This is a genomic window from Paludibacter jiangxiensis (assembly GCF_001618385.1).
In the GTDB taxonomy this organism is placed as follows: Bacteria; Bacteroidota; Bacteroidia; order Bacteroidales; family Paludibacteraceae; genus Microbacter; species Microbacter jiangxiensis.
In genome coordinates, this window is sequence record NZ_BDCR01000003.1 from 508,092 (window position 1) to 521,613 (window position 13,522).

The 13,522-nt window shown below is 38.9% G+C and carries 15 protein-coding genes and 1 tRNA gene; 14 read left to right on the forward strand and 2 right to left on the reverse strand.

All coding sequences use genetic code 11. The features are described 5' to 3' along the window. Positions 1-263 precede the first annotated feature (263 nt). Entirely contained in the window at positions 264-485 is a 222-nt protein-coding gene (yidD, locus tag PJIAN_RS14790; protein WP_084252338.1) for a membrane protein insertion efficiency factor YidD, read from the reverse strand. Continuing rightward, complete coding sequence (locus PJIAN_RS08645; protein ID WP_068704081.1) at positions 482-868, reverse strand: ribonuclease P protein component; 387 nt, start codon at positions 866-868, stop codon at positions 482-484. The genes yidD and PJIAN_RS08645 overlap by 4 nt, the downstream gene beginning before the upstream one ends. 261 nt (positions 869-1,129) lie before the next feature. On the opposite strand from PJIAN_RS08645, the gene PJIAN_RS08650 reads away from it, so the two are divergent. The 14 genes from PJIAN_RS08650 to PJIAN_RS08715 all read left to right on the forward strand — a co-directional run bounded on the left by PJIAN_RS08650 (position 1,130) and on the right by PJIAN_RS08715 (position 12,913). Beyond that, positions 1,130-1,217, forward strand: a tRNA-Ser gene (locus PJIAN_RS08650). Between the two features lie 382 nt (positions 1,218-1,599). Then, positions 1,600-1,824, forward strand: coding sequence for a 4Fe-4S dicluster domain-containing protein (locus tag PJIAN_RS08655; RefSeq protein WP_068704083.1), 225 nt, complete (start codon positions 1,600-1,602; stop codon positions 1,822-1,824). A 3-nt stretch (positions 1,825-1,827) separates the two neighbouring features. Further along, complete coding sequence (locus PJIAN_RS08660) at positions 1,828-2,910, forward strand: 3-methyl-2-oxobutanoate dehydrogenase subunit VorB (RefSeq protein WP_068704085.1); 1,083 nt, start codon at positions 1,828-1,830, stop codon at positions 2,908-2,910. Between the two features lie 46 nt (positions 2,911-2,956). Continuing rightward, positions 2,957-3,718 carry a thiamine pyrophosphate-dependent enzyme gene (locus tag PJIAN_RS08665; RefSeq protein ID WP_068704087.1) on the forward strand — a complete coding sequence of 254 codons (762 nt, stop codon included), beginning with the start codon at positions 2,957-2,959 and terminating at the stop codon, positions 3,716-3,718. Positions 3,719-3,783: 65 nt separating this feature from the next. Then, entirely contained in the window at positions 3,784-4,338 is a 555-nt protein-coding gene (locus tag PJIAN_RS08670) for a 2-oxoacid:ferredoxin oxidoreductase subunit gamma family protein (protein WP_068704089.1), read from the forward strand. A 179-nt stretch (positions 4,339-4,517) separates the two neighbouring features. Beyond that, positions 4,518-4,757: a hypothetical protein gene (locus tag PJIAN_RS08675; protein WP_153802532.1), complete on the forward strand. Its 240-nt coding sequence runs from the start codon at positions 4,518-4,520 to the stop codon at positions 4,755-4,757. 45 nt (positions 4,758-4,802) lie between these two features. Continuing rightward, on the forward strand, positions 4,803-5,762 hold the full coding sequence (locus PJIAN_RS08680; protein WP_068704094.1) for a PstS family phosphate ABC transporter substrate-binding protein: 960 nt from the start codon (positions 4,803-4,805) through the stop codon (positions 5,760-5,762). Positions 5,763-5,794: 32 nt separating this feature from the next. After that, entirely contained in the window at positions 5,795-7,498 is a 1,704-nt protein-coding gene (locus tag PJIAN_RS08685; RefSeq protein WP_068704099.1) for a tetratricopeptide repeat protein, read from the forward strand. Positions 7,499-7,712: 214 nt separating this feature from the next. Continuing rightward, positions 7,713-8,537, forward strand: coding sequence for a MotA/TolQ/ExbB proton channel family protein (locus tag PJIAN_RS08690; protein ID WP_068704103.1), 825 nt, complete (start codon positions 7,713-7,715; stop codon positions 8,535-8,537). Positions 8,538-8,600: 63 nt separating this feature from the next. After that, positions 8,601-9,239, forward strand: a complete 639-nt coding sequence (locus PJIAN_RS08695; RefSeq protein ID WP_084252339.1) for an ExbD/TolR family protein — start codon at positions 8,601-8,603, stop codon at positions 9,237-9,239. Between the two features lie 46 nt (positions 9,240-9,285). After that, the gene (locus PJIAN_RS08700; protein WP_068704105.1) at positions 9,286-9,912 is read left to right on the forward strand and encodes an ExbD/TolR family protein; all 627 of its coding nucleotides are present in this window, start codon (positions 9,286-9,288) and stop codon (positions 9,910-9,912) included. 23 nt (positions 9,913-9,935) lie between these two features. Next, entirely contained in the window at positions 9,936-10,700 is a 765-nt protein-coding gene (locus PJIAN_RS14795; RefSeq protein ID WP_236714391.1) for an energy transducer TonB, read from the forward strand. 68 nt (positions 10,701-10,768) lie between these two features. Next, complete coding sequence (hflX, locus tag PJIAN_RS08710) at positions 10,769-11,986, forward strand: GTPase HflX (protein ID WP_068704106.1); 1,218 nt, start codon at positions 10,769-10,771, stop codon at positions 11,984-11,986. A 39-nt stretch (positions 11,987-12,025) separates the two neighbouring features. Beyond that, the gene (locus PJIAN_RS08715; protein WP_172795593.1) at positions 12,026-12,913 is read left to right on the forward strand and encodes a S66 peptidase family protein; all 888 of its coding nucleotides are present in this window, start codon (positions 12,026-12,028) and stop codon (positions 12,911-12,913) included. The last annotated feature ends 609 nt before the right edge of the window (positions 12,914-13,522 follow it).

A 13,522-nucleotide genomic window follows, 5' to 3' on the forward strand; every position in this document is an offset into this window, starting at 1 on the left:
CATTTTACCTTCAAATACCAGCCTCTTTAGTTCGCACAAGCAACTAAATTTCAGAATAATACCAAACATTCCGATTTAACATTTGAGGCAGAAACAAAATTATTCGGCTACTCACTAACATATCCATCGTTCCAGTTAAAAAACACTAAGCCAACTCATAATAAATACAAAAAGCTCATTTTCATTATCATATAAGTCCGCAATAATTAACCGGAACTCAATAAAACATAAGCAAATCCTCAAAGAAGCTGTTTATTACGAAGCTACGGAACAGGGTCATAACCATGTCCTCCCCAGGGATGACATCTCAATATTCGTTTCACTGCAAGAACCATTCCTTTCAAAGGCCCATGCTTTCGAACAGCTTCCACTGCATATTGAGAACAGGTTGGTGTATACCGGCAAGTTGGAGGCTTCAGAGGCGATATGCAATAGCGATAGAAATAGATAGGCAACAACACTATCAACGATAGAAATTTCCTCATACTGCTTTTTCTTTCAAAATATTCAGCGCCTCAATCATTTTACGCTCAATAACACTAAAAGCAATTGGCTCGTTTGCGACATAGGTAAATGCCACATCAATTGTCAGGGCTTTTTGTGACAAAACTCCGGTCAATGATGATTTATGCAAACGAAAAGCCTCGCGCATACGTCGTTTCAGCAAGTTTCGCTTATTGGCACGCTTAAACCTTCGCTTGGGAACACTAAACAATGCCTGCAAAGGAATTTCCCTCGGTTCATCAGGAAGAAACACAACCCGGAGCGGATATGCCAAAAAAGATTGTCCCTCAGTAAATAACCGTTTAACACGAATCTCCCCAGTTAGATGTTCTTTTTTAGGAAATGAAAGCCCTGTATTCGACATAGTTTTGCTTCAAAATCGTTTTCAACCATTGCAAAGATAACTGTTTTTCCCAATCCCATTTCAATAAGAATGCCCTTTTCAGTAAAAACAACACTTCCGCTCGCTTTTAGCCACAAAAAGCCAAAAAAGCTTTACGATTAATTTTCAAAAACTTACACAGAGCAACATTCAGCACCCAACAAAAAATGCATATTTCATTTCATTTTTCAGTCTTAACATTTGCAGATATAAAATAAACCTCTTATCTTTGCACCCGCTTTTGGAGAGATGGCAGAGTGGTCGATTGCGGCGGTCTTGAAAACCGTTGAACTGAGAGGTTCCAGGGGTTCGAATCCCTTTCTCTCCGCCAAAAGAAAATCAGAAAATAATAAAAGCTCGCAAAATCAATGATTTGCGAGCTTTTCATTTTTAGAGAGAGGTACAAAATAATCCGTCAAAACGAATTATGGACAAAACCCACTGCAACAACCTCCTCTTTTCTTCTACACATTCACGATTTCCGCACCCCAAATTCAACCTTTTTAACCCTTCCTTAGCACGGTTAGTGCAAAACATGTGGTATATTTGCGCCCCGAAACCATTTTTATGTGCAAGCGGAGGCTACATGAATGTTGCCAATTCAAAAAAATGCTAAAATTCAGAGTTCTTTCTCAAATTAAGAGGGAATCCTTACACAACCAGGCATTTACACTTCCACATAACAAACCAATCAAACCCCAACATTTGTAAATATGGCTAAAAACAGAGGAGCTGTTGTAATCGACACCGAACGATGTAAAGGTTGCCAGCTATGTAAAGAGGCTTGCCCGTCCAAAGTGTTGAATATGAACATCGATGCCAACTCCAAAGGTTACCATTATGCTTACATGGAAGCGGCAGAAGCTTGCACCGGATGCGCTTCATGCGCTTATGTATGTCCTGATGCCTGTATTACGGTTTACAGAGTAAAAAACTGATTAATCATGGAAGAAATTAAATTGATGAAAGGTAACGAAGCTGTTGCTGAAGCTGCGATTCGCTGTGGATGCGATGGTTATTTTGGTTACCCTATAACTCCCCAGTCGGAAATACTGGAAACCCTGATGGCGCTAGAGCCTTGGAAAACAACCGGAATGGTAGTTCTGCAAGCCGAAAGCGAAACCGCATCCATCAATATGGTTTATGGAGGAGCTGGTTGCGGAAAGAAAGTAATGACTTCATCATCAAGCCCCGGCATCAGCCTGATGCAGGAAGGTTTATCCTATATCGCCGGTGCTGAATTGCCCTGCGTGGTGGTCAATGTTACCCGCGGGGGACCCGGCTTGGGAACAATCCAACCGAGTCAGGCCGATTATTTTCAGACGGTAAAAGGCGGTGGACATGGCGACTACAAGCTTATCACCCTGGCTCCCGCGTCCGTTCAGGAAATGGCTGATCACACAGTCCTTGCTTTTGATCTGGCATTCAAATACCGCAACCCGGTAATGGTACTTTCCGATGGCATCATCGGACAAATGATGGAGAAAGTTCAATTGCCGCCCTACCAGCCCAGACTTACCGACGAACAGGTAAGAGAACAATGCCCTTGGGCTACGACAGGCAAACACGGACGCAAGCAACAAAACGTCATTACCTCATTGGAACTCCGTTCTGAGGAAATGGAAAAAATCAACAACCGCTTGCAGGAGAAATATAATCAGGTTGAACAAAACGAAGTTCGTTTCGAAGAATATTTTTGCGATGATGCTGAATACCTGATCACAGCTTTCGGATCATGCGCACGTATTTGTCAGAAAACGATTGAAATATTGCGATCGGAAGGCATTAAAGCCGGCTTATTGAGACCAATAACACTCTACCCGTTCCCAACCGAAGCTATTGCTAAATTTGCAAAACAGGTAAAAGGCATTCTTTCGGTAGAGCTCAACGCAGGACAAATGGTTGAAGATGTTCGACTTGCCGTAAATGGCGTTACCCCTGTAGAATTTTACGGTCGTCAGGGCGGTATGACCCCGACACCCGATGAAGTAGTAAAGGCCTTGAAATCCAAATTGATTAAATAAAATCAGTCTGGCAGAAAGCTTTTTTCACCCAGTAAATTTTACTACTATGACTTTAGAAGAAATTATCAAACCCGAGAATCAAATATACGGCAAAACTCCCTTATTGACAGAAACTCCGATGCACTATTGCCCGGGGTGTAGTCACGGCGTCGTTCATAAACTCATCGCCGAGGTGATTGAAGAGATGAACATTGCCGATAAAACCGTAGGTATAGCGCCTGTTGGCTGTGCCGTATTTGCTTACAACTATATAGACATCGACTGGCAGGAAGCTGCTCACGGACGGGCACCAGCTTTAGCAACAGCTGTCAAACGTCTCAACCCTGAAAATTGCGTTTTCACTTATCAGGGCGACGGCGACTTGGCTGCAATTGGTACTGCCGAAACTATTCATGCCTGCAATCGTGGCGAGAATATTGCCATCTTTTTCATAAACAATGGAATCTATGGTATGACTGGCGGCCAGATGGCTCCTACCACCTTGGAGGGAATGAAAACCGCTACTTGTCCCAACGGACGCGATGTTTCAATGGAAGGTTATCCATTAAAGATCAGCGAAATGCTTGCCCTCTTGGATGGCACTTGCTACGTAACCCGTCAGGCCGTTCACACAGCAGCTTCAACAGTGAGAGCCAAAAAGGCAATTCGCAAAGCGCTCGAAAATTCCATGGCCAGCAAAGGGACTTCCATTGTAGAGGTAGTATCTACATGTAATTCCGGATGGAAAATGACTCCACACCAGGCCAACAAATGGATGGTGGAAAATATGTTTCCCGCTTATCCATTAGGAGATATAAAAGACAGATAAGAAAATCTTGATCAGAGACTCTACTCCATGGGTTTCTGATCTTTTGATTACAAACTGCAATACAGATGAAAGAAGAAATAATTATAGCCGGCTTTGGAGGACAAGGAGTCCTGTCCATGGGTAAAATCCTCGCCTATTCAGGCCTTATGCAAGGTAAAGAAGTATCCTGGATGCCTTCATATGGCCCCGAACAACGAGGTGGTACTGCAAATGTTACTGTAATTTTGAGTGACGAACGTATCAGTTCACCTATTTTGTACGAATTTGATACAGCTATTATCCTGAACCAGCCATCGTTGGATAAATTCGAAAGCCGCATTAAACCCGGTGGAACATTGATATATGATGGTCATGGTTTTGTTCACCCACCAAAACGGACAGATATAAACATCTATCGAATTGATGCTCTTGAACAATCCATCGCCTTGAACATGGCAAAGACATTTAACATGTTCATTCTTGGAGGATTTCTCAAAGTTCGTCCGATTGTAAAAATTGAAGATGTTCTGTTAGGCTTAAAGAAATCATTGCCTGAACGCCACCATCACCTTCTGCCTCAAAACGAAAAAGCGCTACGTAAAGGCATGGAAATACTTGTTCCCGTGCATGTTATAGCATAACCAAGTGTTTCTATTTTCAAAAAAAGCAGAAATAAAACAAAAACTATTACAATCACTAAAAAAAATACTACTTTTGTCTTATTGTTGCTCCTTTGAATAGGAACAATAAAATTATAGTGATTTTAGCTTTCAGTTTATAACAACCCTACGGTAAACCAAAACCTAAGTAAAAAGAACAAATGCAGAAGTTTGGAAAATACATTTCTTTTGCTGTAATCCTCATGTATTTCATTCTTGGATTATTGCTTCTCATTAATCCTCAGTATATTATTTTTAATCATCAATTTTATCTTGGAGGATTACAAAGTGAACTTCGAATAATCATTGGTGTCATTTTACTTTTATATGGAGGCTACCGTCTGGCTCGTATTCTGACAAAAAAAGACAGAAACAAATCTGCTCAAGAAGGAGAAGAGTAAAATACGATTTTATATTATCTCTTACTAAACTAAAATCATCTTATCATGAAGCGCAATGCAATCCGCCCGTTTATTATTGTCTTATTTTCCACTGCACTTTTTGGCATTGTTATGTTATCGTGCGGACAACGTAATACTAATAAGAGTTTAGACACTCCCACATCCGGAAAAATCAAGGTTGGTATCGATGATTCATACAAACTCATGATGGAAGCTCAGTTTGACTTGTTTACCAATTTCTACAAGAATGCTTCTTTCGACACCATCTATGATGCTGAAACCAATATTGTAAACCTTTTCCTAAAAGACTCTATACAAACGATGGTCATTGGAAAACAGTTATCTAAAAAACAGATAGCTGACTTACGTGCCAATTTAATCGTTCCTACAACAACATTAATTGCGCATGATGCAATCGCTTTTATTGTAAACAAAAACAATAAGACGAATAAATTCCTTTATGATCAGATAAGAGACATTTTCCTGGGAAAAATCAAAAGCTGGAATCAGATAGATTCAAAATCCGGTCTTGGCAACATCAAAATGGTATTTGACAAAAACGGATCAGCCAATGTTCGTTATTTCATGGAAAAATTCAAAATTAAAGAATTTCCTTCAACATTTTCTGCATCCACGTCAAATAATCAGGTAATTAATGCGGTCGAAAAAGACAAAGGTACAATAGGAATTATAAGCGTTAACTGGATCAGCGATCCTCAGGACTCTATTTCGCATAATTTCCTGCAGAGAACTCAGGTTGCAGGTATTACGGCATTTGAAGGAAGCACTGATGCAGACACATACTACAAACCATTCCAGGCATACATATTAGACCAGTCATATCCTTTTGTCAGAGATGTATATTTCATCAACAGACAAACTTACAATGGGTTAGGCATTGGATTAGCATCCTTTATTGCCGGAGAAAAAGGTCAGACAGTTATCCTTCGTTCAGGAATGGTTCCTGCTTCGGCTCCAATAAGAGTTATCGAATTAAAGAAATAAACATAAGCTACTAATATTCAATTTGAACATCTATGTCATCAAAAACAAAAACAATCGGACTTTTTATTTGCGTAGCCTTGTGGGTAGCAGGCGTGAGCATCACGAAAGCTCAAACCTTACAAGACGCCATCCGTTTTACGCAAAGTGAACAATTTGAGAATGCAAACAAAGCCTATCAATCGCTCATTGGGCAACAACCTCAGAATGGCACCAACTATTTCTATTACGGTGATTATTACATCCGTAAATATTTGGCTGACACTGTAGCTGTTAATATTAAAAAAGCGACAGCGGATGCAACTAAAACCTTTGAAAAAGGAGTAAGTGTTGATCCTGTTAATCCATTGAACTTTATTGGTATGGCTGAATCGGCTCTGTTTCTAAAGAACACAGCTAAAGCTCAGGAATATCTGAATCAGGCTAAAGCTTTACTGCCCAGCAAGCAGAATAAAGTAAAAATGGCCAAAGAAGATCAGGCTACTGCTTATATTAAAATCGCTGAAGCTTACGTTATCAGCATGACAAATGACACAGCGGTTATCTTCTCAGCTTTACGTCAGGCTGAAAAACTGAATCCGAAAGACTTTAATATCTATTTGGTTGAGGGAGACGCATATATTTATCTATTGAATGATGGATCCAATGCGATCAATAATTACAACAAGGCATACAGAATCAATCCTAAATCTCCGGCAGCTCAGTTACGCATCGGCCGTCTGTGGGTTCGTTCAAAAAATTATCCTGACGGTTTGACCGCTTACAAGCAAGTCGTTCAACTGGATGCTTCTTATGCTCCTGCATATAAAGAACTCGGATTCCTTAACGCTCAGTTAGGTAATTCAAACGAAGCAAAACAAAATTTCCAGAAATTCCTTGAATTGTCTTCAGGAAACACTGATGCTCAAATGCAGTATATCAATACATTGTTTGAACTAAAAGATTTTGCCGAAGTTGCAAAACAAGCACAAAATGCAATTTCTTCAAACGCGTCAAATACTGACCTTTATCGCGCTCTTGCATATTCAAACTATGAAATTGGCAAATATTCAGAAGCAAAAGATGCGTTGGAAACTTTTCTCAAAAAAGCACCTGAAGAAAGCGTACGTCCTTCAGACTATGCTTACCTGGGTCGTTCATTTGCAAAAATGAAACAAGATTCAATTGCCGGCACATTCCTGATGAAAGCTTACTCGTTAGATACTATTCGTGTAGAATATCTTTCAGAAGCTGCAGCTTCCTTTACCATATGTAAAGCGTACAGCAAAGCAATAGAAGCTTACCAAAAGAAACTTGCTACACCTTTCAAAACTGTTCAGGATTACTATTACTTAGGCACAGCCTATTACACAACTCAGCAATTCCTGAAAGCCGATAGCACTTTCACCATGTTGATTGAAAAAGTTCCGACATTTATTGGTGGCTACCTTTGGAAAGCAAGATCTCTTTCTCAGACTGACCCTGATAGTAAAACCGGAGCTGCATTAACTGCATATCAAACTTTGATTGAAAAAACTCAAGCTGAAGCTGATAAATATAAATCGGAAAGAAAAGAGGCTTATTCATACCTGAATTATTACTATTTCGTGCAGTTCAATGCTACAAAATCTCACGAAATCGGTCGTAAATCAATTGAATACGGGAATAAAGTACTAGAAATCGATCCTAACGACACCAATGCGAAAAAGATCAATGACGCGATCGAGAAAACCATGAACCGTCCCGTAGTCAAAAAATAAATCTATTTAACATGTCATCTAAGATTCTTTTATTTAGTAATACCTCTAAATAAAAGAATCTTAGACACTCTTTGAGCTGACTTCAAAAAAAATAAAAAAAGTAATTTTCTACGTACAAAAACAAAATTACGTGCATTGGGATAATAAATATTTTTTTACCTTTGCATTCGTAAGAAAACAAATTATCAACTCAAACCATTAAATTTTTTTTACAATGAGCAAGACAAATCAAAAAAAAGAACAGAAATTGGGGGATGCACTAAGATCCACCATGACTATCGTCGCCATTCTAGTTGCTTTTGTGGTGTGCGCATTAGTTTACCATTTCATCATGGGTAACCCCATTAACTTTGAAGGTGGCAACCCTGAAGGAAAAGGTTTACCTGGCAACTATTTAGCTATTATCTACAAAGGTGGATTTATCGTACCTCTGTTGATGACCATCAACTTGGTATTGATCATCTTCACAATCGAACGTTTTATTTCTTTAGGTCAAGCTGCCGGTAAAGGTCGTTTGAACGTATTCGTTAAAAACATTCAGGAAGACCTGAAAAACGATAAAATCGAAGAAGCTCTCGTTCGTTGCGACAAACAAAAAGGTTCATTGGCTAACGTATTGAAAGCTGGTCTTCTCCGTTACCGTGCACTTCAATCAGAATCTACACTGACAAAAGATCAGAAAATTTTGGCTTTGCAGAAAGAATTCGAAGAAGCTACAGCTCTTGAATTGCCTATCCTTTCTCGTAACGTTGTAATCATTTCTACTATTGCTTCTATTTCAGTGTTAACCGGTCTTATGGGAACTGTAATGGGTATGATCCGTGCGTTTGCTGCTTTGGCAACTGCAGGTGCTCCTGATGCTGTTGCTTTGTCAACTGGTATCTCTGAAGCTCTTATCAACACAGCATTCGGTATCGGTGGTTCTTTGTTGGCAATCATTTTGTACAACTACTTCTCAACCCGTATTGACAACTTCACATATAAAATTGACGAAGCAGGTTTTAGCTTAGTACAATCGTTTGCAGCTTCCACAAAATAAAGAGGGAATAAGCAGGCGGACTTATTAAAAAATTAATTAGAAGAACAATTAAATAATAATTCCATGCCAAAAATAAAATCAATTGCGAGATCACCACACATAGACATGACGCCTATGGTGGACTTATTTTCGCTGCTGCTTACTTTCTTTATTTTGACTGCTACGTTTCGTCCTGTTGATCCGGCAAAATTGACAATACCTAATTCAGTTTCGGAGAAAGTTGCTCCGGATAATGACATTATGACTATTTTCATTTCTACGGATAAAAAAATCTATTTCAATTTCGACAACGGGAAAGACACTTCCAAACATTTTCGTGCGGAACTTTTAAAAGCAATGGCTACCCAATACAAGATCAACTTTACTCCAAAGGAAATTACACAATTTTCAAGAAAAAGTTCTTTCGGTATGCCAATGGCTTATTTGAAACAATGGCTCAACACTGAAGATTCGAAAGAATCCGATAAATTTCAGGTTGGTATTCCTACAGACTCTATTGACAACCAATTTGCTTGGTGGGTACGTTCAGCACGTACTGTAAACTCTCAGGCACAAGTGGCTATCAAGGCTGATGGAGACGCACCCTATCCTGTTGTTAAGAAAGTGTTGGACTTGATTCAAAAGAACGGAATTAACAAGTTTAATTTCGTAACAACGTACGACAAACAAGAAGTCGGAATAAAAGATATTCCTAAACAATAGGATAACTGAGAAAAGATTTATCTAACAGATATAACATAAAAAAATTATGGGTGAAGTAGTTACAGAAGAAAAAGCGCAGAAAGGTGCAAAGAAACGCCCCAAAAAACATCCTGGCCGGATCGATATGACACCGATGGTGGACTTGATGTGTCTTTTGTTGACGTTCTTTATTCTTACCGCCGCGTTCAGTAAGCCCAAAATAATGACGATAACAATGCCTGAGAAGGATGATAACACCGTACCGCCTAAGATTGATGCTAGACGTACGTTGAACATTCTTTTAACAGACAGCGATCGTGTATATTATTATGTGGGTGCTATTGAACCGGGAAAACCCCAGCCTCAATTTGTAAGATCTAATTTCAGTAAAGATGGTATCAGAAAAGTTCTCTTGTTGAAAAACAAAGATCTGTTCACCAAAATTACAGAATACAACGAAAGCCGGGTTAAAGGTAAAATTCACGTATCGGATGCTGCTGCAGATGAACACATTAAAAGCCTGAAAAAGGATGATAATGTTGGTCCTATCATTTTGATAAAAGCAGATGAATCCGCTAAGTACAAAGATATCGTCTCGATTGTAGATGAAATGGCAATTACAAACATAGCTAGCTATGCGATTGTTGATTTGAGTAGTGTTGAAAAAACATTGCTTAAAGCACAACCCAGATAGTTGTGAATTAATACTGAAAGAAAATGGCTATGACTAATGAAAAACAGTATATAGAATCACTTGAAGAAATGGTCTTCAAGAATCGTAACAAAGAATACGGTTCTTATCAGCTCCGGAAAAAGTACAAGAAATATGTACTTATTTCCTTGGCTATCGGACTTTTCCTTCTGGGAGCTGTAATTGCTTACCCTCTGATAAAAAGTTTCCTTGATAAGGAAAACATAGGAAAAAAAGTACAGGTTGAAACTTCGGTTGAAATTACCAATCAAAAGGATGCTCCTCCTCCTCCTCCTCCTCCTCCTCCCGCAGAGAAGATTGTTGAGCAGGTGAAGTTTGTGGCTCCTAAAGTTACTACTGACACAACTCAGGTTACTAAAGACTTTGGTAAACAGGTGATCATGGTAGAAACAGGTGGACCTCCTCCTGTGGTAGAAGCTCCGAAAGTAGAACCGGTAGTTGAAGTAAAACAAGCTCCGGAAGAAGTATTTACTATTGTAGAAGAAATGCCGGCATTCCCGGATGGCGATGTTGCAAGCTATTTGGCTAAAAACATCAAATACCCGGTAGTTGCTCAGGAAAACGGTATTCAAGGACGCGTTATTTGTCAGTTTGTGGTTAATAAAGACGGTTCTATCGTCGATGTACAAGTTGTACGTGGTGTTGACCCAAGCCTCGATAAAGAAGCTGTACGTGTAATCCAAAGCATGCCCAGATGGACACCTGGAAAACAACGTAACCAACCCGTTCGTGTAAAATATACTCTTCCTGTAAACTTTAAGTTGCAGTAGTCTTTACACTTGATATTAGAAAAAACCGTTTGGCTTAATGTCAAACGGTTTTTTTACTTGAATAATATATGATTGAACAAACCGAAATTTATTCAGAACAAACGGTTCTCGTTGGCTTAATCACCAGAGAACAAAACGAACAGCAGGCAAAAGAATATTTGTCTGAACTGGCTTTTCTTGCCGAAACAGCAGGTGCTATTCCTGTAAAAAAATTCTTCCAGCGATTGGATTATCCTCATCCTAAAACATTTGTGGGACAAGGAAAACTGGAGGAAATTAAAAATTACATCATCGACAATGAAGAGATCGGAATGATTGTGTTTGATGATGAACTTACTCCGGCACAACTCAAAAATATTGAAGACGCTCTCCAAATAAAAGTCTTAGACAGAACAAATCTGATTTTGGACATTTTTGCTAAGAGAGCCCAAACGGCTCATGCCAAGACCCAGGTGGAGCTTGCCCAATACCAATACTTGTTACCCCGTCTGACCAGAATGTGGACTCACCTTGAGCGTCAAAGAGGTGGTATCGGTATGCGTGGTCCGGGTGAAGCTCAGATTGAAACCGATAGACGTATCATTCTCACAAAGATTTCCTTACTCAAGGAAGAACTTAAAGCTATTGATAAGCAAAAGGCCTCTCAACGAAAAAACAGAGGCAAAATGGTGAGGGTTGCTTTAGTAGGTTACACCAACGTTGGGAAATCTACCATGATGAACTTATTGAGCAAATCGGATGTTTTTGCAGAAAACAAATTATTTGCCACTCTTGATACCACCGTCAGAAAAGTCATCATTGATAACTTACCATTTCTTCTGACCGATACTGTTGGTTTTATAAGAAAACTCCCCCACCATCTGGTAGAATCGTTCAAATCAACGTTAGATGAAGTGCGTGAAGCTGACTTACTCATACATGTTGTCGACATTTCGCATCCGAACTTTGAAGAACAGTATGAGATTGTGAATAAAACGCTTATTGACATCAATAAAGAAGAAAAACCAACTATTGTTGTCTTTAATAAAACTGACGCATTCACATACACGCCAAAAGCAGAAGATGACCTCACTCCTCTCACAAAAGAGAACATTAGCCTTGAAGAATTAGAGCAAACGTGGATGGCAAAAATGCACGACAATTGTATTTTTATATCTGCCAAAAACCGAACAAACATAGAAGCTTTAAGGTCTCTTTTCTATGGGAAGGTCAAAGAAATTCATATTACCCGTTTTCCTTACAACGACTTTCTATATCAAAATTATACAGAAGAGGATTTTGAATAACGATAAACTTTCTCTTCAAACTGTAAAAAACATATGACCATGAGACCTCCATATCTACAATATGGTGATAAGATCGCCATTATATCACCATCCGGAAATATTGATCCGACCCTGATTGACAATGCTGCCGGTGTGCTTGAATCCTGGGGATTGACTCCCGTAATAGGTAAAAATGCTAAAAATCAATACGGAAGATACGCCGGTACCCGTGATGAAAGATTGGAAGACCTACAATGGGCTTTTGACCAAAAAGACATTAAAGCTGTACTTTGCAGCCGGGGTGGATATGGTCTTGTGCAGATAATTGACGATGTCGATTTTTCTCATTTTGAACTATATCCCAAATGGTTAATCGGTTTTAGTGACATCACTATTCTCCATCTTGCAATTGCTGCTTATGACATATCTTCGCTTCATGGCGTTATGGCAAAAGACATTAGCGCTAACGGAGAGGCGGCTGACCGTCTGAAACAATTACTTTTTGGTGAACTGTCGGAATATTCGGACATTACCCCGCATCCGCTAAACAGAACCGGGAAGTGTCAGGGCAAAATAATAGGAGGAAATCTGTCTGTAATGTGCGGCATGAGAGGAACACATTTCGACCTGGATCCGGTAGAGAAAATTCTATTTATTGAAGATATTGGAGAACAACCATATCAAATTGACCGGTTTATCTGGAATCTTAAAATTGGAGGCATTTTTGAACAAATTTCAGGTCTCATTGTTGGTCAATTTAATGAATATGACGAAGATGAAGATATGAAAACTACAGTTTACGAGCTAATAGCTGATGCTGTCGCTGAGTACAACTATCCTACCATCTTTGGGTTTCCGGCAGGACATATTGACGATAATTGTTCAATTCCCTTTGGAGTTCAAACCACAATGAATGTCACAAATGATGGGGCTATATTGAAATTCTAAATTCCCTTTTTCTGCACGAAAAGTCCATCTGACACTAGATTACACAAAGAGATCTGAGCACATAACTCAGGTCTCTTTTTTTATGGGGCCAATTTAGGGTAACCTTCCTGAAATCGAAGTTGTAAAATCCATAAAACTCATATCTGGCGCTCTACTTAATTTTTTCTGTCGTTGAAGGCTATTACATTTCTAATTTGTACTTGCACAAATCCGGGTATTCATGATTATAGATACAATCTAAAATCCATTGATCAGTATCATCTTCCCAATTCTATATAAAGTATAAAGACCTAAATCTGTTAACATAACTTACATTCTTATCATCGTTCGGATTTTATAAAGTGGTATCCCAATTTACAAGCCTGTTTTACTGATATTTAAACGTATATAGACATCCAATTACACCATATCAATTTTAACATTAATAAAGAATAAAGAATCGGCGTTTATCCAAACAATTTGCTACTTTTGAAACTATGATTTTCTTGAAAGCTGTAGATAAGTAAGTTGTAGGTAAGGACTCAAAATTTAGCAAAAAACGCACCTTTACTACAACAATATCATCTTCAGATATTAATACCATAATAATGAAAAGGATATACAAAAAAT